Annotated in this window: 16 protein-coding genes and 1 pseudogene; 9 read left to right on the top strand and 8 right to left on the bottom strand. The window is 64.6% G+C overall.

Annotated features, from left to right (window positions below):
- Positions 1-5 precede the first annotated feature (5 nt).
- The 3 genes from fliR to D1F64_RS15670 all read left to right on the top strand — a co-directional run bounded on the left by fliR (position 6) and on the right by D1F64_RS15670 (position 4669).
- Positions 6-770 carry a flagellar biosynthetic protein FliR gene (gene fliR / locus D1F64_RS15680; RefSeq protein WP_205470494.1) on the top strand — a complete coding sequence of 255 codons (765 nt, stop codon included), beginning with the start codon at positions 6-8 and terminating at the stop codon, positions 768-770.
- 9 nt (positions 771-779) lie between these two features.
- On the top strand, positions 780-1856 hold the full coding sequence (gene flhB / locus D1F64_RS15675) for a flagellar biosynthesis protein FlhB (RefSeq protein ID WP_117413185.1): 1077 nt from the start codon (positions 780-782) through the stop codon (positions 1854-1856).
- Between the two features lie 263 nt (positions 1857-2119).
- Positions 2120-4669, top strand: a complete 2550-nt coding sequence (locus D1F64_RS15670) for a response regulator (protein ID WP_117413184.1) — start codon at positions 2120-2122, stop codon at positions 4667-4669.
- Here D1F64_RS15670 and D1F64_RS15665 read toward each other — a convergent pair.
- The 5 genes and pseudogenes from D1F64_RS15665 to D1F64_RS15645 form a co-directional block, all read right to left on the bottom strand.
- Positions 4666-6102 (bottom strand): hypothetical protein, encoded by a 1437-nt coding sequence (locus tag D1F64_RS15665; RefSeq protein WP_117413183.1) that lies wholly within the window; start codon positions 6100-6102, stop codon positions 4666-4668. The genes D1F64_RS15670 and D1F64_RS15665 overlap by 4 nt on opposite strands.
- 34 nt (positions 6103-6136) lie before the next feature.
- A complete protein-coding gene (locus D1F64_RS15660) occupies positions 6137-7075 on the bottom strand; it encodes a DUF6384 family protein (RefSeq protein WP_117413182.1) in 939 nt (312 codons plus the stop codon).
- Positions 7076-7116: 41 nt separating this feature from the next.
- On the bottom strand, positions 7117-8289 hold the full coding sequence (locus tag D1F64_RS15655) for a cell surface protein (protein WP_117413181.1): 1173 nt from the start codon (positions 8287-8289) through the stop codon (positions 7117-7119).
- Positions 8290-8417: 128 nt separating this feature from the next.
- Positions 8418-9283: pseudogene (locus tag D1F64_RS15650) on the bottom strand (pseudouridine-5'-phosphate glycosidase).
- Positions 9284-9485: 202 nt separating this feature from the next.
- Positions 9486-10472, bottom strand: a complete 987-nt coding sequence (locus D1F64_RS15645; protein WP_117413180.1) for a PfkB family carbohydrate kinase — start codon at positions 10470-10472, stop codon at positions 9486-9488.
- Positions 10473-10777: 305 nt separating this feature from the next.
- Between D1F64_RS15645 and recA the strand changes: the two genes are divergently transcribed.
- The 4 genes from recA (at position 10778) to D1F64_RS15625 (ending at position 16688) form a co-directional block, all read left to right on the top strand.
- On the top strand, positions 10778-11851 hold the full coding sequence (gene recA, locus D1F64_RS15640; RefSeq protein WP_117413179.1) for a recombinase RecA: 1074 nt from the start codon (positions 10778-10780) through the stop codon (positions 11849-11851).
- A gap of 387 nt (positions 11852-12238) precedes the next feature.
- Positions 12239-14908 carry an alanine--tRNA ligase gene (gene alaS, locus D1F64_RS15635; RefSeq protein ID WP_117413178.1) on the top strand — a complete coding sequence of 890 codons (2670 nt, stop codon included), beginning with the start codon at positions 12239-12241 and terminating at the stop codon, positions 14906-14908.
- Positions 14909-15062: 154 nt separating this feature from the next.
- Positions 15063-16280: a cyclic nucleotide-gated ion channel gene (locus D1F64_RS15630; protein WP_117414642.1), complete on the top strand. Its 1218-nt coding sequence runs from the start codon at positions 15063-15065 to the stop codon at positions 16278-16280.
- A gap of 135 nt (positions 16281-16415) precedes the next feature.
- Entirely contained in the window at positions 16416-16688 is a 273-nt protein-coding gene (locus D1F64_RS15625) for a bacteriocin (RefSeq protein ID WP_117414641.1), read from the top strand.
- Positions 16689-16769: 81 nt separating this feature from the next.
- On the opposite strand, the gene D1F64_RS15620 is transcribed toward D1F64_RS15625, so the two are convergent.
- Complete coding sequence (locus D1F64_RS15620; RefSeq protein WP_117413177.1) at positions 16770-17990, bottom strand: NADP-dependent isocitrate dehydrogenase; 1221 nt, start codon at positions 17988-17990, stop codon at positions 16770-16772.
- Between the two features lie 177 nt (positions 17991-18167).
- On the bottom strand, positions 18168-19754 hold the full coding sequence (locus D1F64_RS15615) for a tetratricopeptide repeat protein (RefSeq protein ID WP_117413176.1): 1587 nt from the start codon (positions 19752-19754) through the stop codon (positions 18168-18170).
- Between the two features lie 127 nt (positions 19755-19881).
- Between D1F64_RS15615 and D1F64_RS15610 the strand changes: the two genes are divergently transcribed.
- Together D1F64_RS15610 and D1F64_RS15605 are read left to right on the top strand one after the other, a co-directional pair.
- Positions 19882-20484: a DUF1326 domain-containing protein gene (locus tag D1F64_RS15610; protein ID WP_117413175.1), complete on the top strand. Its 603-nt coding sequence runs from the start codon at positions 19882-19884 to the stop codon at positions 20482-20484.
- 97 nt (positions 20485-20581) lie between these two features.
- Positions 20582-21277 carry a DUF2182 domain-containing protein gene (locus tag D1F64_RS15605; protein ID WP_162901600.1) on the top strand — a complete coding sequence of 232 codons (696 nt, stop codon included), beginning with the start codon at positions 20582-20584 and terminating at the stop codon, positions 21275-21277.
- Here D1F64_RS15605 and D1F64_RS24705 read toward each other — a convergent pair.
- A complete protein-coding gene (locus tag D1F64_RS24705) occupies positions 21259-22374 on the bottom strand; it encodes a hypothetical protein (protein WP_248304481.1) in 1116 nt (371 codons plus the stop codon). The genes D1F64_RS15605 and D1F64_RS24705 overlap by 19 nt on opposite strands.
- Positions 22375-22886 lie beyond the last annotated feature (512 nt).

The raw sequence follows: 22886 nt of genomic DNA, 5'->3' as shown, positions 1-22886 counted from the left end.
GGACCGTGAACCTGTCCTTTCTCCCGCAGACAGCCTTCCTGTTCATGCTGATCTTCGCCCGGCTGGGCACGATGATCATGCTGATGCCGGCATTGGGCGAAACCAACGTGCCGGGACGCATCCGGCTGTCGCTGGCGCTCAGCCTGACGCTGGTGCTCTATCCGATTGTCTCGGTGCGCTATTCCGCCGGCGTGCCGGCCACGATGCTCGGTATCCTGGTGCTGCTGGGCGGTGAACTTCTGGTCGGCTTCTTCATCGGCCTGGCGACGCGGCTCGTCATGGCGGCCATCCAGGTCGCGGGAACGATCATTGCCGGCCAGAGCGGCCTGGCGTTCGCCATGGCGTTTGATCCGGCGCAGGGCCAGCAGGGCGTGCTGTTCTCCAACTTCCTGTCGATTCTCGCGATCACGCTGATTTTCGTCACCGACCTGCACTATCTGCTCGTCGGGGCGCTTTACGACAGCTTCACGCTGTTTCCACCCGGCGATCTCATGCCTGTCGGCGATCTGGCGCAAAATGCTGTGCGCACCGTTGGCGAGGCCTTCTCCATCGGCATCCGCATCTCCGCCCCGTTCATCGTCTTCGGTCTGGTGTTCTATTTCGGTCTCGGGCTGCTTAACCGCCTGATGCCGCAAATGCAGATCTTCTTCATCGCCATGCCCGCGAACATCTTCATGGGCATCGGTCTTCTCATGCTGCTGCTGGCAACCATCATGACCTGGTACATGGATCATGTGGAAGCCACGCTCGGCCAGTTTCTGGTGCGATAGGAGCGGTCCATGGCGGACGACACAGAACAGTCGGAAAAAACAGAAGATCCGACACAAAAGAAACTGGAAGACGCCCACAAACGCGGCGATGTCGCCAAGAGCCAGGAGGTCAGCACCTGGTTCTCCCTGATGGGGGCGACTTTCATCGTGGCGCTGTTCTCGCCGTCGATCGCCCAGGACCTGTTCGTCGGCTTGGGCAACATCTTTGCGCATCTGGAAGAGATCCCGCTGGATGCGGGCGGCATCCGCGCGTTGTGGATGGACTATGGCCGAATCCTTCTGGTGGCGCTGGGGCTGCCAATGCTGTCCATGATGATCATGGCGGTGGCGGGCAACATGGTGCAGCACAAGATCGTGCTGTCGGCGGAAAGTCTGACGCCCAAACTGTCCAAGATTTCTCCAGTCGCCGGTTTCAAGCGTCTGTTCTCCAAGGACAGCCTGGTCAACTTCCTCAAGGGCGTGGTCAAGATTTCCATCGTCGGAGGGCTGATGGCGGCGGTCATGTGGCCTGAGCGCGATCGTCTGGACACGATGATCATGCGCGATGTGATCACCATCCTGCCGGAAACCCGGGAGATCGCGTTGCAGCTTCTTGGCGCCGTGGTGGCGGTGATGACCATCATCGCGGGGCTCGACATGTTCTACCAGCGCAACAAGTGGTTCGAGAAGCAGAAGATGACCGTCCAGGAGATCAAGGACGAATACAAGCAGTCCGAAGGCGATCCGATGGTCAAGGGCAAGATCCGCCAGTTGCGGATGGAGCGCTCGCGCAGGCGCATGATGGCCGCTGTACCCAGCGCCACGGTGGTTGTGACCAACCCGACTCACTATGCTGTCGCCCTGAAATACGAAGAGGGCATGGCGGCGCCTCTCTGCGTGGCCAAGGGCACCGACGCAACCGCCCTGAAGATCCGGGAAGTCGCCAAGGGCGCGAAAATTCCGATTATCGAGAACCCGCCACTCGCGAGATCGCTGTATGCGCAGGTGGACATTGATGCGGAAATCCCGGAAGAACATTATCGTGCGGTCGCGGAAGTGATCGGCTACGTGTTGCGGCTGCGCAAGCGGCCGAGTTGGCAGGCGTGATGCGTGGTGCAACGGTATCGGTCGGCCGCGCGTTCGCATGTGACGATAGCCGAGCGGTGTTCGCCTGATCGGGTGGCGGTGAGCGTGCCGGCCGAGCGGTGTCAGGCGGACGTCATGGCGTGTGATGTTGCGTTGAGGAATGCCACGGGTGTTGTGGGAATTGGATCTGTGTTGCGAGCGGTCGAAATTGGAACTCTACAATGCGACGGCAGCGTTGCTGCGCCGGGTGGGCCTGCGGAGCGGACCGGGGAGTGCGGGCTGACATGAGTGACATCGAGGCGCGTTCGCCTGAGCCGGTCATCGACCGGTCGGAGCGATCGGGAAGCATTGGCCTTCTCGTCCTGCTCGGGCTCGGGCTCGTGGCCGCCGCCGGAGGGCTGGCTTTCATGAGCCGCGAGCAGGCGGAGCCCTATGTGCTGGGTCTGCTGGGCTTGCTGGCCGTGGTCGGCGTCTTCTGCCTGTTTGCGGCTGCGATCGGTCTGCTGCGCTTCGCCAGCCGCCAGCCGGGCAATCCGCTCGCGCAGGCGTTTCTCGATTCCCATGAGTCCGGTGCGCTGATCACCGATTCCAGTGGCCGGATCATCTATGCAAACCAGGCCTATGCCGAGTTGACGGGAGCCGCGAGCGCGGCGGATGTGCGCGCGGTGGAACGTGTCTTTTCCAGCGATCCGGACGCCGCCGACGCCATTTACCGGCTGTCGCAGGCCACCCGCAGCGATCTGAAGGTCTTTGAGGAAGTCCGCCTGCCGCATCCCATCGGTCAGTTCGAAGGATCCCCGCGCTGGTATCGCATCAATGTGCGGCCGCTGGAAACCGGCGACAGCGCGGGCGGCCGCCACAAATACACGGTATGGAGCGTCGCCGATATCACCCGCGACCGCACCGAACAGGAATCCTCCTTCCAGGAACTGCAACGCGTCATCAATTTCCTCGACCATGCACCGGCGGGCTTCTTTTCCGCCGATGGCGAGGGGCGCATCGTCTATCTCAACGCGACGCTGGCCGATTGGCTGGGGCACGATCTTGCGCAGTTCGAGGCGTGCTCGCTGCTGCTGTCGGATGTGGTGCGCGGGGACGGCGCTGAGCTGATTCATTCGATTTCCGGCCAGCCGGGGGATGTGAAGACCGAAACGCTCGATCTCGATCTCGTGACCCGCTCGGGCCGAACCATTCCTGTGCGACTCCTGCACCGCGTGCCGTTTGGCGCGGACGGGCACGCAGGTGAAAGCCGCACGCTGGTGCTCAACCGCTCTCCGGGCGAGGAGGCGCAGGAAGCCTTGCGCGCCGCGGAGGTACGGTTCGCGCGCTTCTTCAACAACACGCCGATCGCGATTGCCTCCGTGGACCGCGAGGGACGCATCGTGCGCACCAACGCGCCGTTCGTGCGTCTGTTCGGCAAGGCGGAGCCGGGCGACGGCTCGCACCGGCCGATTGTCGACTTCGTCGCCGGCAACGGCCGCGACGAGCTTGCCAATGCGCTGACGGCCGCGGCCGCGGGCCAGGGCGAGATCGCGCCCATGGACATCCAGTTGGCCGGGTCCGACGACGACCGCTCGGCCACCTTCTACATCTCCGCCGTCGAGGATGGTGAGGACGAGGGCGAGGCCGCCATCGTCTATGCGCTGGAGACCACACGCCAGCGGGCGCTGGAGCTGCAGTTCGCGCAAAGCCAGAAGATGCAGGCGATTGGCCAGCTTGCCGGCGGTGTGGCGCATGATTTCAACAACGTTCTGACCGCCATCATCGGCTTTTCCGATCTGCTTCTGGCCAACCACCGGCCGGCGGATCCGTCCTTCCAGGACATCATGAACATCAAGCAGAACGCCAATCGCGCGGCCGGCCTCGTGCGCCAGCTGCTGGCGTTCTCGCGGCGTCAGACCCTGCGTCCCAAGCAGCTTGAGCTGAACGACGTCCTGGCGGATCTCTCGATCCTGCTCGATCGTCTGCTGGGCGAGAAGGTCGAGCTTAAGGTCGTGCACGGACGCGATCTGTGGCCGGTGATGGCCGATCTCAACCAGTTCGAGCAGGTGATCGTCAATCTGGCGGTGAACGCGCGCGATGCGATGATCGACGGTGGGCAACTGACCATCCGCACCTCAAACGTTACCCGCGAGCAGTCAACGACCTTTGATAACACTCGCGGCATGCCGACCGGCGAATACGTGCTCATCGAGGCGACGGACACCGGCACCGGCATGTCGCAGCAGGTGATGGACAAGATTTTCGAGCCGTTCTTCTCCACAAAGGACGTGGGCAAGGGCACGGGTCTGGGTCTCTCCACCGTCTACGGCATCATCAAGCAGACCGGCGGCTACATTTATCCCGTCTCCACCGTGGGCGAAGGCACGATGTTCCGCATCTTCCTGCCGCGCCATGTGGTGGAGGAGAACGCCGTGGCCATTCCGGCCGACGTCCAGCCCGAAGCGCCGATGACCGATCTCACCGGTTCGGCAACAATTCTTCTGGTGGAAGACGAGGAAGCCGTGCGCGCCTTCGCCGCCCGCGCTCTCGCCTCGCGCGGCTACACGGTGCATGAGGCAAGTTGCGGCACCGAGGCGCTGGAGGTGCTCGAGGCGGCCGGCGGTGAGGTCGATCTGGTCGTCTCCGACGTGGTCATGCCGGAAATGGACGGGCCCTCCCTTCTCAGGGAATTGCGCAAGACCAAGCCGGATCTGAAGATCATCTTCGTTTCCGGCTACGCGGAAGAGGCGTTCGAGAAGAACCTGCCGGAGAACGAGAAATTTTCGTTCCTGCCAAAGCCCTTCACGCTCAAGCAACTGGCAACGGCGGTGAAGGAAGCGCTGTCGAGCTAGAACGTGTCGCCGGTCGAAAAGCCGTCGCCGCTGCCGCCGTCCGTTCCGCCACTGAAATCGGGCAAGCCGCCGCCCATGGATCCGCCCATGGATCCGCCCATGGATCCGGGCAGGCCAAGGCCGCCGGGAAATCCGCGCATTCCGCCGCGCGGCTTGCGGCGGCGATGAGATTTGCCCATGGCGGTCTTGTAGACGGCGCCCGCGATGACGCCCTTGACCAACTCGCCGAGTAACTCGCCCGCCAGGCTGTTGTCGCTGAACTGCGAGTCTCCGTCGTCATAGCGGTTGCGGCGCATGTCGGCGGCGACGTCATCCAGCTCCGCCCTGCGATGCGCGAGTTCGCGCAGATATTTGCGGTCCTCGTCGATCTGCCGCTCGAGGTCTCTCACCTCCTCGTCGATCGCCTCGATGCGGTCCACCAGCCTTTCGTCTTCCGGGGTCGGCGTCGCCAAGGCGTTGCGCCGCAGGGTGCGCACCGAATCCGATTTCAGGCTCTCGACCAAGGCCTCCGTGGCCTGTGCGAAGGCGGGGTCCTCGCCGGAAGCGAACGTCCGGGTCTCGTCGGAGAGCTTCGCGGCGGCGACGCTCTCGGCCTCGATCATGGCGCCCGTCTCGGCGATGTCGGTGTCGAGGCCCTCGATTTGCGCGGGAAGATCCTCGCCGGCGAGTTCCTCGGCGGCGGCGCGGCTCAGGGCGGCGAGCGCGTCGGTCTCCTCGCGAACCACCTGTTCCAGCCGCTCCGCGTGTTGCGAGAGCCGGGCGGGAATTTCGGTGAGCATGGCATAGTTTGGCCGCGCCTCGTCATAGCGCACCAGCCGGGCCACCTTGCCGTCGAGCCAGCGGATCAGTCCGCGCCCAGCGTAGGACGGCAGGCTGTAATCGCGTTTCCACAAATACAGAAACAGCGGATCATCCTCGTAGGCCTTGCCTTTTTCCTCGCGATCCGCGACCGCCTGATCGGCTTTCTTGCGCGCCTGATCGGCGATCGCGACGGCCTTTTCCAGGGCGTCGCGCTGGCGGCTGAAGTCGGGGTCACCGGCCAGCTTTTCGTCGACGGCTTCCAAGATGTCGTCAAGCCGGTCCGCGGCGTCCGCGCGCAACGCCGAGAGCCGCTCGCGTTCGCGCGTCAGCGCCTCGAGCTGCGCCTCGTGCTTGTCGCGTTCGCCCGCCAGCCACTGCAGCCGTTCGTCGCGCTCCTCGATCAGGGCGCGGGCCCGCCGTCCGGCCCGGTCAAGGCGTTCGGCGAGCGCCCCGTCGGCGTCCTCCTGCAGGCTGAGGCGCGCGAGACCGAGATAGGCATCGCCTTCTTCGGCGCGCAACTCGGTGATGCGCCGCGTGAGATCCTCCAGCCGGCGGTTCACCTCGGCTTCCTCGCGCCGTGTCTCGCGCAGTTCGGCGTCGATCCTGCTCATCGTGTCGCGGCCGCTCAGCATGGCGCGCTCTCCGCCTGAACACGGTTTGGCCAGGTCATTTCCATGTCGTGATCGCACCGTTGTCCACCTTCATGACCCAATTGGGTTGAAGGGTGCCGCGTTCCTTGACGCCGATCGTCGCGTTCTGAATGATCCCATCATCCTGCTTGTCACGCTTGACCGCGTCGAAGGTCGCCTTGGGCACGCGCACGGCCCAAAGCGGGACGACCTCGGTCTTGCCGTCTTCCTCGTTTTGCACGGGCAGGGAAAGCCGCTTGCCGTCCACGCCGATCGCCTCGACAACCACATAGAGATTTCGCGTGGCCCGATTGACATCGGGAATGCGTTCCACGCCCGACGGCGTGCCGGGCCGCGACACGATGCGGATCTCGTAGCTCAGCAAGAGCTGATCGCGCAGCGCTTTCAGCTCCGCGAGCTTGCTCCGGGCGGTGTCCGCGTCCCCGCGCGCGGCCGCCGCCTTGCCGTCGTTCACCAGGCGGTTCGCCTGTTCGATTGCCGCGGTGTCTGAGGCTTCCTGGCCGATGCTTGCCAGCGTTGAGTCGAAGGCAAGCGGCAGCCCTTCGCTCAAATCCACACGCAGGGTTTCGGCCGCCTGCTGGCGTGGAGCGACGATGAGCACGCGCCAGCCGGCGAAGGCCACGATGAGCACGAGCGCCAGCGCGCCGGTCCATTTGGCTAGCGTCAGGCGATGCACATAGAGCGTCGCCATGGTGACGTTGAAGCCGGCGGGCGGCGGCGTATAGAGGAAACGGTCTTCTTTCAAGGCCGCCACGCCTTCGCGCAGCACGTGCTCGGGCACGTCGATGCCCTGGCTGGTATAGATCTCGCGCAACCGCGCATACAGCTGCGCGTCGCGATCGCCTTGCGACAGCTCTCGTTCGATGATCCTGTCGCGATGGCGCAGCGTGTCCACCACGTCCATCGCCATCATGACCTCGTTCAGCGGGAGCTTCTTGTCTGCCGCGCCTGTCATGCCATTCTCCAAGCGATCCTGGGACAACGAGAGACCGGGGCCTACGCCCCGAGCACGTTGCCTTCTGCTGCGAGCTTCGCCAGGCGGCGCTTGCCGTCTTCAACAGCGTCGCGGATCTCTTCGGAGTTCTTTGTCGCCATGGTGCGCATCTCGGAGATGATCTCGCGGGAGTTGACCTGGAAGTTGACGATCGAATCGACAAGCTTCTTGACGGACGCCGCCTGGACGGTGGGGCCGTAGCCGGCCTTCAACGCGGCTTCCTGCACCTGGTCGCCGATTTCCGCCAGCGTTTCCAGGCTCTTGGAGACGCCTTCCTTCATCGCATTCAGCGTCTGGGTGGATTCGTGCAGTCCCTGTAGCCCTGTGAAGGAGGCGTTGAGCGCGGTCAGCACGGATTCGTTGGTGGAGAAGAAGCTGACGGCCTGCGCGTAGACCCGGTCCTTGGCGCTGGTGGTCTGCATGAGACGCGCCATGATGACTTCGGAGGTGTTGTAGCCGATGGTCAGGTTGTCGGAGAGGTCCTTGGCGATCTGGTAGCGCCGTTCCTCGTCCTGCAGCTCGCGCACGCGCTCGTCGCGGGCCATTTCCAGGCGCGCCTTGTCGGCCGGTTCCGTTCCGGTGAAGCTGGCGACGGCGCTTGAGGCTTCCTCCAGCGCGGCCTTGGCGGCCTCCAGTTTCGCCGTCGCCGTCTTGAGCACTTCCAGCGCCAGCACCTCTGCCTGCTTCAGCGCGCCGCGGAAGTCGCGGTAGGCGTTCAGAATGAGCTGCTCGCGCTTGATCTGGTCCTTGGTATCGCGCGCGACGTCGAGATAGGTCTTTTTGATATCGTCGAAACGGTCGGAAATCGTGCCGCGTCGCATCCGCATCCAGGTGTTCTGCAGGCCTTCGAACGCCGAAACCTTGCCGTCGGCGAGCTGGTCGACCATGCTCTTGGCGTCGTCGCGGATGGAGTTGAACGTGTCGGTGAGCACTTCATAACGCTCGCCGATCTCCATGCCGCGGATCTGTTCGCGGACCACTTCGTTGAAGGTGGAACTCTGCGTCAGGGTTCGCGCGATGACCGTGACCTTGTCGGGAGAAAGGTCGGAAATCTGTTCCAGAAGATGCGTGATGGGGGCTTCTTCTTGGGCTCCGTCGGGCAGCAGGCCCATGTCCCTGAGAGCGCCCATGGCTTTGTCGAGATACTGCATGGAGGTGAGTGCGATGTCGGTCATGAGGGCTTCCTGAATAGGGACTGCACAGAACAAGAAAATTGGGAAATGCGGCTTTTTATCGCCTTGTTGTCCGGCATGTTAGCCGTGCCGTTCGCAAGAATGAATACACGTCATGATGGCACGTCGGATTATTTCGCCAGCGCCACGGCGATTTCCGCCGCCACGCGCGCGTTGTTGAGCACCAGCGCGATGTTGGTCTCAAGGCTGCGGCCCGCCGTCAGATCGTAGATCAGCGCCAGCACGAAGGGCGTGACCTCCTTGCCGCGGATGTGGCGGTGGGTGGCCTCGTGCAGGGCGGCCTGGATGACGTCTTCCATCTCGTCGGCCGGGATCTCGGAGGCTTCCGGCACCGGATTGGCGATCAGCACGCCGCCATGCTGGCCGAAGCGCGCGCGCGCCTTGAGCAGCCGCGCCACTTCTTCAGGCGTATCCAGCCGGAACGGGGCCTTCAGTCCGGAGCGGCGCGACCAGAAGGCGGGGAATTCGTCCGTGCCGAAACCCACCACCGGCACGCCGCGCGTCTCCAGCAGTTCCAGCGTCTTGGGCAGGTCGAGCAGCGCCTTGACGCCGGCGGCCACCACGCAGACCGGTGTGCGTGACAGTTCGTCGAGATCGGCGGATATGTCGAACGTCATTTCCGCGCCGCGATGCACGCCGCCGACGCCACCCGTCGCGAACACCGCAATGCCGGCGGCATGCGCCGCCATCATGGTGGCGGCCACCGTGGTGGACCCGGTTTTCCCCGCCGCGATCGCCACCGCCAGATCGGCGCGCGACAGCTTCATCACATGGTTGGCCTGGGCCAGATGGGTAAGGTCCGCGTCGTCCAGCCCGACGCGCAATTCCCCTCAAGCACGGCGATGGTCGCCGGCACCGCCCCATGCGTCCGGATTTCCGCTTCCACCCGGCGCGCCGTCTCCACGTTCCTGGGCCACGGCATGCCGTGCGTGATGATGGTGGATTCCAGCGCCACCACGGGCCGTCCGGCATCCATGGCCTCGCGAACGTCCGGGGCCAGGACGAGAACGTCGGTGGTTTCATGCGGCTTCATGCGAGGGACTCCGGATGTGATGCCGCCCCGTTTCCCATGCCTGTCAGGCGGCCTTGGGGGACGACGCGCGGCACCAATGTGTCTCAGCAAGGGCGATCAAGCACAAGCGAAAACCGCGTGTCAAACCCGGGCGTTCCCGCACGGGTCATCGCGCTATCGGGGCATGCGCCGTGGTCGAGTCCAGGCGCTTGGTGACCGCATCCAGGCTGATGGCGGCGCCCTCAAGCGTCAGCGCCGCGGTGGCCAGCCCGCGTGCGAGCGCCGCATCCAACGGGAACCCGCCGAGCAACCCGCTGAGCGTGCCGCCGATCAGCGCGTCGCCCGCGCCGGTGACGTGACGCACGTGGACGGGCAGGGCGGTCATCCGCCCCGCGCTGCTTTCCGAAGTCTCCCGCCGGCACCACGCCACGCCATTCGCCCCATCGGTCACCACCACCGCGCGTCCGCCGGCCGCACACAGGGCCTGGGCGAGGCCCCCGGCGGAGCGGTCTGCGCCAACCCTGTCGCCGAGAAGGGCGATGGCTTCGTCCCTGTTCGCGAAAAGCAGGTCAATGCGCGCCAGACAGGAGCGCAGCCGTGGCGCCTTGGCGATCGACACCACATCCGCCGCGATCACGCGGTCCGCGGCCATGCCGCACAGCGCGACCAGTGTTGCCTCGGAGAGATTGGCATCGATAAACCACCAGTGCGCATCGGCAAGCGCCCCGGGGAGCGGCGCGAAGTCGGTGTCCGTGACTTCCTCGGTGATGGTGGTGTCGGACACGGCGGCGGCGAGCCGCCCGTCCGGGTGATGCAGGGCGAGATAGCTGGCTGTGGCCAGCGTCGACGTACGGATCGCCGAGATGTCGATGCCCAGGTCTTCGAGAGCGGCGCGCAGCGTGTCGCCATCTGCATCCGCGCCCAGACGTCCCGCGAGCGCCACATGGCATGTCGCTGAACCGGAATTGAGCCGCGCCAGAATTCGCGCCACATTGGACGCCACCCCGCCGGGGCGCACCGCAATAACGCCCGGCGTCGAGGTGTCGGGGAGAACATCACGCGCTCCTGTGGCGATGCGGTCCATATGGATGCCGCCGATCAGCGCGATCCGGCGCGTGTCATCCGTCGTATGTTCATTCCGGTCAGCCGTCATGGATCGCGCCGCCTTGTTGGTGTGTCTGCGATAGCAAGCCGTGGGGCGGCGCGCAATTTGTTGTTGGCCGCCGCTCGGGCGCCCGGCGCATTCCGGGTGGGTGGCGATTCTGCGCCGGTATGGCGTCCCGGCGCGTGCCGGTGGTCGAGGCAGGTGCAAGAGGCGACCCGGAACATTTGGCGAACATACTGAAATTTATGGTGTTTTCATAAGTGCTTGACAACTGTTCGAGAAATTGGAACAAAAACGGTACAAACATGAAATTTGTATCGCCCGTCCCACCGTGGAATAAGGAGCCCTATACGATGTCACAGGCCGATCTCCGCCTCGTCGAGGGCACAGGAATGGATAAGACTAAAGCACTGGATGCGGCGCTGTCGCAAATTGAACGGGCCTTCGGCAAGGGGTCCATCATGCGGCTCGGTGAAGGCCAGGTTGTCGAGATCGAAACCGTATCGACCGGATCGATCGGTATTGATATCGCGCTCGGCATCGGCGGTCTGCCGCGCGGCCGTGTCGTGGAGATCTACGGGCCGGAATCCTCGGGCAAGACTACGCTGGCGCTGCACACGATCGCCGAAGCCCAGAAGAAGGGCGGCATCTGCGCCTTCATCGACGCCGAACACGCGCTCGATCCGATTTACGCGCGCAAGCTGGGCGTCAACATCGACGACATGCTGATCTCGCAGCCGGACGCGGGCGAGCAGGCGCTGGAAATCTGCGACACGTTGGTGCGCTCCGGCGCCATCGACGTGCTTGTGATCGACTCCGTCGCGGCGCTGACGCCGCGCGCGGAGCTGGAAGGCGAGATGGGCGACAGCCTGCCGGGCCTGCAGGCGCGGCTGATGAGCCAGGCGCTGCGCAAGCTGACCGCGTCGATCTCCAAGTCGAAGACGATGGTCATCTTCATCAACCAGATTCGCATGAAGATCGGCGTCATGTTCGGCTCTCCCGAGACCACCACCGGCGGCAATGCGCTGAAATTCTACGCCTCCGTGCGTCTCGACATCCGCCGTATCGGCTCCATCAAGGACCGTGACGAGATCGTCGGCAACCAGACCCGCGTCAAGGTGGTCAAGAACAAGCTGGCGCCGCCGTTCAAGCAGATCGAATTCGACATCATGTATGGCGAAGGCATCTCCAAGATGGGCGAGTTGATCGATCTCGGGGTCAAGGGCGGCATCGTCGAGAAGTCCGGCTCCTGGTTCTCCTACAACAGCCAGCGCCTGGGTCAGGGCCGCGAGAACGCCAAGACCTTCCTGCGTGAGAACGTGGAAGTGGCCGCGGAGATCGAAAGCGCGATCCGCCAGAATGCGGGTCTTATCGCCGAGAGGATCACCGATCCGGACGGTGACGCGGGCGTGGCGGACGAGGATTGATCCTCGCTCTTGCGGGCGCCTGACCGGCCGGTCGCATATGATGCGGCTGCGGAAGGGCACGCTTCAGCTTTTGCCTGTAGGTGGCGGATCGCGGTTTTGGTCCGGGTATCGCGTGCAGCGATTATGACAGTACGCCCGTCGGCAATGCGCCGGCGGGCGTACTGCGTTTCAGCGCCCATCGGCGGGGTGTCCGGCCTGGTTCAAGCGTGCAGAAGGCGATCCCCGCCGCCCGGTGCACCGTCGGGTTCACAGCCGGCGCTTATTCGGCAGCTTGAAACCGCTTCGCCTTGCCCGAATATGCAGGAGGCACTAGAAACGCTCCAAACAGTCAATCCGGAGCAGCGCGGTCGTGTTCCGCGCCGGGAAGCATGAGGTCGAAGCCAGTCCATGAGCGGCGTAAACGAGATCCGGTCAGCGTTCCTTGAGTATTTTCGTCGCAATGGCCACGAGATAGTGCCCTCAAGCCCCCTGGTTCCGCGCAACGATCCGACACTGATGTTCGTCAACGCGGGCATGGTGCAGTTCAAGAACGCGTTCACCGGCGTCGAGAAACTGGACTATTCCCGGGCGGTAACCGCGCAGAAATGCGTGCGCGCCGGCGGCAAGCACAACGATCTCGACAACGTGGGCTACACCGCGCGCCACCACACGTTCTTCGAGATGCTGGGCAACTTCTCCTTTGGCGATTATTTCAAGGAGCAGGCGATCGAGCTGGCCTGGGGTCTGATCACCAGGGAATTCGGCCTGCCCAAGGACAAGCTGCTGGTCACCGTCTACCACGACGACGATCAGGCGTTTGATCTGTGGAAGAAGATCGCCGGCCTGTCCGACGACCGGATCATCCGCATCCCCACGTCTGACAACTTCTGGGCGATGGGCGACACCGGCCCCTGCGGCCCGTGCTCGGAAATCTTCTACGATCACGGCGAGAAGATCCCGGGAGGCCCTCCGGGCTCGCCCGATGAGGACGGCGACCGCTTCATCGAGATCTGGAATCTCGTCTTCATGCAGTACGAGCAGATCACCAAGGAGCAGCGCGTCGACCTGCCGCGCCCGTCCATCGACACGGGCATGGGGCTGGAGCGCATCGCCGCGGTGCTGCAGGGCGTGCACAACAACTATGACATCGATCTGTTCCGCGCGCTGATCGCGGCCTCGGAAAACGCAACCGGCACGAGTGCCGAAGGCGGGAGCGCCGCCAGCCACCGGGTGATCGCCGATCATCTGCGCGCCAGTTCCTTTCTGATCGCCGACGGCGTGCTGCCGTCGAACGAGGGGCGCGGCTATGTGCTGCGGCGGATCATGCGCCGCGCCATGCGTCACGCCAAGCTTTTGGGCGCGCAGGATCCGGTGATCTTCAAGCTGGTGCCGACGCTGGTGCGCGAGATGGGCCAGGCCTATCCGGAACTGGTGCGCGCCGAGTCGCTGATCACGGAGACGCTGACGCTGGAAGAGCGCCGCTTCGGCAGGACGCTGGAACGCGGCCTGACGCTGCTTGACGAGGCGACGGCCGATCTGGGCGAGGGCGCCACGCTCGATGGCGAGACCGCCTTCAAGCTTTATGACACCTATGGCTTCCCGCTTGATCTGACGCAGGACGCCCTGCGTCCGCGCGGGCTTGCGGTGGATACCGAAGGCTTCAACGCCGCCATGGAGCGCCAGCGCGCTGAAGCCCGCGCCAACTGGTCCGGCTCGGGCGATGCGGCCACCGAACAGGTGTGGTTCGCGCTCAAGGAACGCGTCGGCGCGACCGAATTCCTCGGCTACGACACGGAACGCGCGGAGGGCGTGGTGCTGGCGCTTGCGCGCGACGGCGCCGAGGTCGAGGCCTTGAAAGAGGGCGAGGAGGGTGTCGTCATCGTCAACCAGACGCCGTTCTACGGTGAGTCCGGCGGACAGGTCGGCGACACCGGCACGATCGTCTCAGGCAACACGCGGCTGGCGGTCACCGACACGCAGAAGAAGGCCGGCGGCCTGTTTCTGCACTTCGTGAAGGCTGAGAGCGGCACCTTGAAGGTTGGCGATGCCGTCGAGCTGTCGGTGGACACCGCGCGGCGCACGCGCATCCGTTCGAACCATTCCGCGACCCATCTGCTGCACGAGGCGCTGCGCGAGGTGCTCGGAACCCATGTGGCGCAGAAGGGCTCGCAGGTCTCGCCCGACCGGCTGCGCTTCGATTTCTCCCATCCCAAGCCGATGGACGACGATGAATTGCGCGCGGTGGAGGATCTCGCCAACGAGATCATCCTGCAGAACGCTCCGGTCGAAACCCGGCTGATGGCGGTGGACGAGGCGATCGAATCCGGCGCCATGGCGCTGTTCGGCGAGAAATACGGCGACGAGGTCCGTGTGGTCACCATGGGCAAGGCCCTGCACGGCGAGAAGGCGGGCAAGTCCTATTCGGTGGAACTCTGCGGTGGCACCCATGTGCGGCGCACCGGCGACATCGGCCTGGTCAATCTGGTCAACGAGGGCGCGGTCGCCGCCGGCGTGCGGCGTCTCGAGGCGCTGACGGGCGACGCCGCGCGCGAATACCTGGAGACCCAGGACCGCCGCGTGCGCGAGATCGCCGGCATTCTCAAGGTGGCGCCGAATGATGCCGCCGCACGGGTGCAGGCGCTCGTCGAGGAACGCCGCAAGCTTGAACGGGAGCTGACGGAAGCGCGCAAGAAGCTGGCGCTTGGCGGCGGCGGAGCGTCGGGTGGCGATGCGGTCGTGCGTGATCTGGGCTCGGTCAAGCTGATGGCCCGCACGGTCGAGGGCATCAGCCCGAAGGATCTCAAGGGTCTGGTGGATGAGGCAAAGACGTCGCTCGGCTCCGGCGTCGTCGCCATGATCGCGGTTTCCGAGGACGGCAAGGCCGGCATCGTGGTCGGCGTCACGGCGGATCTGACGGAGCGTTTCAGCGCCGTCGATCTGGTGCGTGTCGGCTCCGAGGCGCTCGGCGGTAAGGGCGGCGGCGGCCGGCCGGACATGGCGCAGGCGGGCGGCCCCGACGGTGCGAAGGCGGCCGACGCGCTCGACGCCATCGAGTCGGCCCTGCGCGCCGCCGGTTGAGCCGGGGTCACGCAGGCTCTGCTCCGGATTCCTCCGGGGCGCGTCATTCCTGCCTGGTTTGTCCTATCGCAAGGTCCTGACCGCGCCGGGATTCGATGGTGTGATGAGTCGTCCCCGGCGTTGGGGGCGCGACAGGCTGCGGGAGGCGGCGGCGATGGTCGGACAGTTCAAGCGCCGTCTTTACGAGATACTGGAGAAGGGGGCGGCGGGCGACGCGGCAAGCCGCTTCGTCGACCGCGTGTTGATGCTGCTCATCGTCGTCAATGTGACGGCGGTGATCGTATCTACGGTGGGCGATATCGGCGAGACCTTTGGCCTCGTTGTTCTGATCATCGACATTGTCTCCGGTGTTGTCTTCTCGCTTGAATATTTCGCACGCCTCTGGGTGGCGGATCTGCATCCGCCGCTGCGCCACTACGGCGGGCTCAAGGCGCGGCTGCGCTATGCCGTGCAGCCCTTCGCGCTGATTGACCTGATCGCGGTGCTGCCGTTCTGGATGCCGCTTCTGCTGGGTGACTTCCGCGCCTTCCTGCTGTTCCGGCTGCTGCGGTTTCTCAAGCTCGCCCGCTATTCCCCGGCGTTGCGCTCGTTGATCACGGCGCTTGTGTCCGAGAGCCGCGCCATCCTCGCGAGCGCGATCATCATCGGCGGGGTGGTGCTGACGGCGGCGACCATCCTCCACCTTGTGGAAAGCGACACACAGCCGGACGCGTTCGGATCGATCCCCGCCGCCATCTGGTGGGCGCTCGCAACGGTGACCACCGTCGGCTATGGCGACGTGGTGCCCGTGACGGTGTTGGGGAAGGTCGTCGGCTCCGTCGTGATGGTGCTGGGCTATGTGCTTCTGGCGCTGCCGGTGGGCATCGTGGCCACGGCATTCGCGCGCGAGATCCACAGCCGGGAATTCGTCGTCACCTGGGGTATGGTCGCCCGTGTTCCGCTGTTTGAGGAACTGGGCCCGGCCGATATCGCCGACATCGCCAAGCTGCTGCATTCCCAGTCCTCCGCCCGTGGCGAGATCATCGCGCGTGCCGGCGAGCCGGCGGATTCCATGTACTTCATCGTGTCCGGGACGGTGGAGATCGATCTGCCGGGCGAGCGGCTGGAAATGCATGCGGGTAACTTCTTCGGCGAGATGGCGGTGCTCAAGCGCGCCAACCGTTCGGCCACGGTGACGGCTGTCACCGACTGCCGTCTTCTGGTGCTGGATGCCGACGGGCTGCACCGGATGATGCGCCGGCGGCCTGAGGTCGCGGCGCGAATCCGTGATGTGGTGCGCCAGCGGCTGGGCAAGGAAGAACTCACGCCGGGTGGCGACATGTCGAGTGAGGAGCTCGATGAGCCCGGTGTCGACATCGAGCGCGACACTTAGGGGCGGGTGGCGTTCCCTCACCCGCAGAACACATGCATGGGCGCCGTCGGCATACATTCGTTCGCGGATTTCCATGCGATCATGGAACCATTTTGCCGTCGTGCCGTTGTATCCTTGTTGGAACGGGAGACTGAAATGTTCAAGACATTCGCTGTTGTTGGAATTTGTGCGCTGGCGCTGGCTGGTTGCCAGACGGATTCGCAGGGTGACCGCGCGCTTGCCGGCGCCGGGATCGGCGCCGCTGCCGGTGCCGTAACGGGTGCCGCGATCGGCGGCACGCCGGGTGCTGCCGCGGGCGGCGCGATTGCCGGTGCGGCCGGTGGCGCCATCATCGGTGCCGCGACGACGCCGAAGAATTGCTGGGCCCGTGATCGTTACGGCCGCAGCTACCGGGTCGCTTGTCGCTAAGGCATCAGGTCCCTCGCGACTGAAAAGAAAAAGGCGGGCCTCATGGTCCGCCTTTTTCACGTTTTTGGATGCTGTTTGACGTCAGTGGGCCTGGCCCATGGCCTTGGCGAGGTTCTCGTCCACGGCGTCGAGGAAACCGGTGGTCGAGAGCCATTTCTGGTCGGGGCCGACCAGCAGCGCCAGATCCTTGGTCATCTTGCCGCTTTGCACCGTGTCGATGCAGACCTGCTCCAGCGTTGCGGCGAATGTCGCAAGCTCCGCGTTGTCATCCAGCTTGGCGCGGTGCGCCAGGCCCCGTGTCCAGGCGAAGATCGAGGCGATCGAGTTGGTCGAGGTTTCATCGCCCTTCTGGTGCTGGCGGTAGTGGCGGGTGACGGTGCCGTGCGCGGCTTCCGCCTCCACCGTCTTCCCGTCCGGCGTCATCAGCACCGAGGTCATCAGGCCAAGCGAGCCGAATCCCTGCGCCACGATGTCCGACTGCACGTCGCCATCGTAGTTCTTGCAGGCCCAGACATAGCCGCCGGACCACTTCAGCGAGGCTGCCACCATGTCGTCGATCAGCCGGTGCTCGTACCAGATCTTGGCCTTCTCGTACTCCGTCTTGAACTCGGCGTCGTAGATCTCCTGGAAGATGTCCTTGAAGCGCCCGTCGTAGACCTTGAGGATCGTGTTCTTGGTCGACAGGTAGCACGGCACCTTGCGTTGCAGAGCGTAGTTGAGCGAGGCGCGGGCGAAATCCCTGATCGACTGGTCCAGGTTGTACATGGCCAGCGCCACGCCGGCTTCCGGCGCGTCGTAGACCTCGCGCTCGATGACCGCGCCGTCCTTGCCGACGAATTTCATCGTCAGCTTGCCGGGGCCCGGGAACCGGAAATCAGTGGCGCGATACTGGTCGCCGAAGGCGTGGCGGCCGACAATGATCGGCTTTGTCCAGCCCGGCACCAGCCGCGGCACGTTGTCCATGATGATCGGTTCGCGGAAGATCACGCCGCCGAGGATGTTGCGGATGGTGCCGTTGGGCGAGCGGTACATGCGCTTCAGCCCGAACTCCTCGACCCGGCCCTCGTCCGGTGTGATCGTGGCGCATTTCACGCCCACGCCCACTTTTCTGATGGCGTTGGCCGCGTCCACTGTGATCTGGTCGTCGGTGCGGTCGCGCTCCTCGATGCTGAGATCATAGTACTGCAGGTCGATGTCGAGATACGGATGGATCAGCTTGTCCTTGATGAACTGCCAGATGATCCGCGTCATCTCGTCGCCGTCGAGCTCGACGACCGGATTTGCAACCTTGATCTTCGCCATGATCTTCAGAACCTCGTCTGGAGTGCCGCCTCAAATGTGTGCCGCCGTGCACAATCCGATGCTGCACGCGCGAACAACCCTGCGCTCCTATAGCAAAGCACGCGCCATTGGCATAGAGCGGGGAGGGACGGATGTGCGCGCCGACGGATGGAAACGGCTCGGTCGGGGCAAGCGCTTTTATTCGTCGTGGCCCGCCAGGCGTAGGCCGTCCATGATGTGGGTGAAGTCGTGCGGCGCCAGGTTCCATTTGCGCATTTCCGCGGCGGCCGAAATCCCGGGCTTCACACGTTTCATCATCGCAAGCGACGCGGCCGCGTCCTCACGCCCGAGCTGCCCGAGCGCGGCCGCGTTGAGGATATGGGTCCAGTAGAAATTCGGCATGCTGATGCGCTGCACATCCACCAGCATCTCCTCATAGAGGCACTGGTGGTAGTGCAGCCGGGCGAGGCTGAAGTGATACCAGCCCGGGTGCAGCGGGTTGAGTTGCTGGGCGCGGGCGGAGAGCTCGATTCCGCGCTCATATTCGCCCATGTACGAGAGATAGTGGCCGACTTCCGCGAGGATTTCGGGGTCGTTGGGATTAAGCTCGATCGCTCGTTGGGCCTCGGCCTCGAACTTCCCGTTGTCCTTGCGGAAGAAGTGCACGATCGCCAGCCAGCAATGCGCGTAGGCGCTGTGCGGATCGAGCTCGGTCGCCTTGAGAGCCATGGCCAGGGCGCGTTCGATGGCGTTCGGGCGCGGGTTGGCGTCAAACCGGTGTTCGGCCAGATAGACATTGGCGAGCAGGGCATGGGCCTCGGCGTAGTTGGGATCGAGCGCAATCGCCTTTTCCAGCAGCGCGCGTGCCTCCGCGTGCATCGCCTCGTCCAGCGTTGCGGTATAGCGCCGAGCCTGCAGCAGGCAATCATAGGCGTCGAGTTCCGACGGCCCCTTGCGCAATGCCCGCGACAGGGCCGTGCCCTGCATCTTGACCCCGAGTGACGCCACGATCATGTGAGTGATGGCGTCCTGGACGGCGAAGATGTCCTCGATCTGCCGGTCGTAGCGGTCCGCCCAGAGCGACACCCCGGACGCCGCCTCGATCAATTGTACCGCGACGCGCAACCGGTCGCCGTCGCGGCGGACGCTGCCGTCGACGACATAGTCCGCGCCCAGCGTCTCCGCGATGGCGCCCAGGGGAAGGGCGCGGTCCTTGAAATGCAGTGACGAGCCGCTGGCGATCACCCGCAGCTCCCGGAAAGATGTCAGGTTTGAAATCACATCTTCGGTCAGCCCGTCGCAGAAATAGTCGTCCAGGCCCTCGCTGGCGATCTTGAACGGCAGCACGACCAGGGTCGGCATGACGGCCGTCTTGTGGGGTTCGGCCGGCATCGCGTGCGGTCCCGTCGCTGTTTGCGCGGTCGTCGTGCGCGTTGTCTCGGATCCGTCGGAAGCCGCCTCCTGTGCGGCTGCTGCGCTGAAGGTGACCTCGGCGACGAACCGGAAGCCGCGTCGCGGCACGGTGCGGATCACGTCCTGTCGCTCTCCGGTGTCGCCGACGGCCCGCCTGAGAGCGAATATCCGGCTGCTGAGGGTGGTGTCTGAAACCGCGCGCCCCTCCCAAACGGTTTTCACCAGATCGTCCTTCGAGACGATCCTGTCACGATTGTCTATCAGATGCAGAAGTACACTGAAGACTTGAGGTTCTATCGCGACGGTCTTGCCGTTCCGGCGCAGCTCATACATGGCCGTATCAAGATCAAAGGAGCCGAAACTGTAGATCATTATAAATAAATGGTCCCTTGATCGAAAATCGAGAAGTTCTCACTGTAATCTCAATGCTCCCTTCAAGCAATAACGCAGAAACGGCCTTAGGCTGATGTGAATTGGACATTTGATTAAGGAAAAGCCAATGGCCTGGTCGCTTGAGGGTACCTATTTCGAAAGCTGCAATTGCGATACCGCGTGCCCCTGTCTCTTTCTGAGCACGCCGACCGAGGGCGAGTGCACGGCGCTTGTTGGCTGGCACATCGAGGAGGGGAGCGACGAAGGCGTCTCCCTGTCCGGCCTCAATGTCGCGCTCGCCGTTCGCTCGCCGGGCAATATGGCGACGACGCAATGGACCGTCGCGGTCTATGTCGATGAGCGTGCGACCGAGGCTCAGAATGCCAGTTTGATGAAGATTTTCGGCGGTCAGGGCGGCGGCCATCCGGCCCGGCTCGCGGGTCATATTGGCGAGATCGTGGGCGTGCGGTCCGTGCCCATCGACTATTCGATCGACGGCGGCAAGCATGTGCTGAAAATTCCCGGTATCGCCGATGTCGCCATCGAGCAGGTATCGGGGCAGGGCGGTGGCCCGGTGACGATCGAGGGGCATCCCCTGTGCATCGCGCCCGGATTTGCGGCCACCGTGGCGAAATCCAGCAAGCTGTCGTTCACCGATCATGGCATGGCCTGGAACCTGTCCGACAAGACCGGCGTCTTCTCGCCCTTCGCCTACCAGAGCGAACAGTGATGGCGAGCCTCGCGCACCCTTCCGTGGACGGGCGGGCTTCCGCCCGCCCGCCCTCGGCCGGCTGGCGGCGCTGCTCGCCGGCCCGCTCGCCATCGCGGTGGCATCCGGCATCTATCTGGCGGTGATGATCGGCGACATGTCGACGGTTCCCGGCATGATGACGATGATGATGGCGCCGCAGATGCTGGCTCCCTTGCCGCTTTTCGGCCTGTTCCTGATGTGGGCGGTGATGATGGCGGCGATGATGCTGCCGACCGCCTTGCCGATGATCCTGGCCTATACGCGCATGCTGGGCGTGAACCGCCGTGCCGGCTGGGTGCCGGTCTTTCTGTTCTCGGGCGGCTACGTTCTCGCCTGGGCCGGCTTCAGCCTGGCTGCGGCCGCGCTGCAGGCGGCGCTGACCCACTTCGCCCTGCTGTCGCCGATGATGATGAAGGTGGTCGCTGGGCCGATGGCGGGCGGCATTCTCATCATCGCCGGGCTCTATCAGCTCACGCCTTTGAAACAGTCCTGCCTGCGTCAGTGCCGCTCGCCGATCAGCTTCTTGATGACCCGGTGGCGCGAGGGCAATTGGGGGGCGCTGGCCATGGGCTGGAGCCACGGGCTGTTCTGTGTCGGCTGCTGCTGGGCGCTGATGGGCCTGCTGTTCGTCGCGGGCGTCATGAACCCGGTCTGGATCATCGCGATCACCGCCTATGTGCTCGTCGAGAAAATCATCCCCGGCGGCCGGCGCCTGTCGCAGCTTTGCGGGATCGGCATGACCGGGCTGGGTCTTTACTGGATGCTCGCCTGACGCGCGCCTTGTGTCTGCGGAACGAAACTAGGGGCGGCCGCCGGCGCAAGGCGGCGATGCCATTGTTTCGCCGTTGTTGCGGCCCAGCAATCGCGCATTCCTTTCATTGCGCGGTAACGATTTGATCCATGATTCCTCTGTGTTCTTTTGCGCGTGCGCTGCGGCGCGGCGCCTTCGCGCTTGCCATTGCACTGCTCAACGCGGCGGCCATCGTTCCGGCCGTCGCTCAGACGCCCGCCGTTGCGGCACCTGAACGACCGTTGGTGTTTGTGCCGGGCCTGCTCGGCTCCAGGCTGTGCCGGCCCGGCCCGGACGGCAAGGACATCGTCGTCTGGGGCACGATCGGTGCGATCGAGCATTTTCCGTCGCTGGCGTTGATGGGCGGACCCGACGATATCAAGCCGTGCGGACTGATCCACGAGATCTCCTTTCTCGGCGTCTACACCCAGGATTTCTATGGGCCCTTCATCGCGAGCCTTGAACAGGCCGGTTATCGCGACGGCGAGACGCTGTTCATCTTCGATTACGATTGGCGGTTGAGCGTCTTCGAGAATGCGAAACGGCTTGCCGCCTTTGTCGAGGCTTCCGTTCCCGGCGATACCGCGATCGACATCGTTGCTCACAGCATGGGAGGCTTGGTGGCCCGCACCTATGCGCATCAGGAACGCGGCGCGCGCGGGATCGCGCGGCTGATCAGCGCCGGCACGCCGTGGCGCGGGTCGGTGAAGGCGTTCGATCTGGTGGAAAACGGCTGGGGCGCGGCCAATGTCTTCATGGGCGGCCTGGCGAATTTTCGCCGCACCATCCTCAGCTTCCCGATGACGTTTGAACTGATGCCTGATTACGAGGGCTGCTGCGGAGGGTCCGTTGCCGAGCGTTTTGACGCCGGCCGCCCGGAGGCCTGGATCGCGCTCGACTGGGAGGGCGTCGAGGCCGCGTCGCTTCCCGATTTCGCCGGGGTCCGGACGCGTCAGATGGCGCTGCGCAAAATCGTGGACGACCCGCTGCCGGCTGACATCGCTGAAGTGCTCGTCATCGGCCTGGACCAGCGCACGTCCCAGCAATACGCCTTGGAAACTTCCAAGGGACTGGGGCATTTCGACATTCGCACCAGCTGGGAAGGCGACGGCACGGTGATGCGCGAGAGCGCCCAGCTGGACAAGCGGGTGACCTATCGGACCAGTTTCTCCACCCATGACGTGATCCTGAACGACGCGTCGGTCCAGGAGTTCCTTGCCATCACGTTGACGAAGGGGCCGGCGGTGGCCATCACGACCGTCCCCGTGCGCGAGCGCACCTCGATCCTGACGGCGGTCGGCGATCTGGTGGATCTGGTGGGGGCCGCCGTCGTCACCGACGAGACGGTCTACCGGACCGGCACGACCGCGCGGGCAACGGTGCATATCCGGCCCGACGTGATGGCGCCGATCGACGCCGCCAGCCTCAGCATGACCGTCGCGCGCGCCGGCGGTCCGGCCATCCCGGTCGCCCTGACCGCGGATCCCGGCGCCTCGGACCCGACCAATCCGTACGAGCAGTCGTTTTCGGCGCACTTTGATACGGGACCGGCAGCCGGCGAGGCCGTCGTGAGCGTCACGATCGACACCAG

This window comes from Breoghania sp. L-A4 (assembly GCF_003432385.1).
Classification (GTDB): domain Bacteria; phylum Pseudomonadota; class Alphaproteobacteria; order Rhizobiales; family Stappiaceae; genus Breoghania.
The sequence above is the reverse complement of the archived record's forward strand: the minus strand, read 5'-3'. Positions and strand labels throughout refer to the sequence as shown.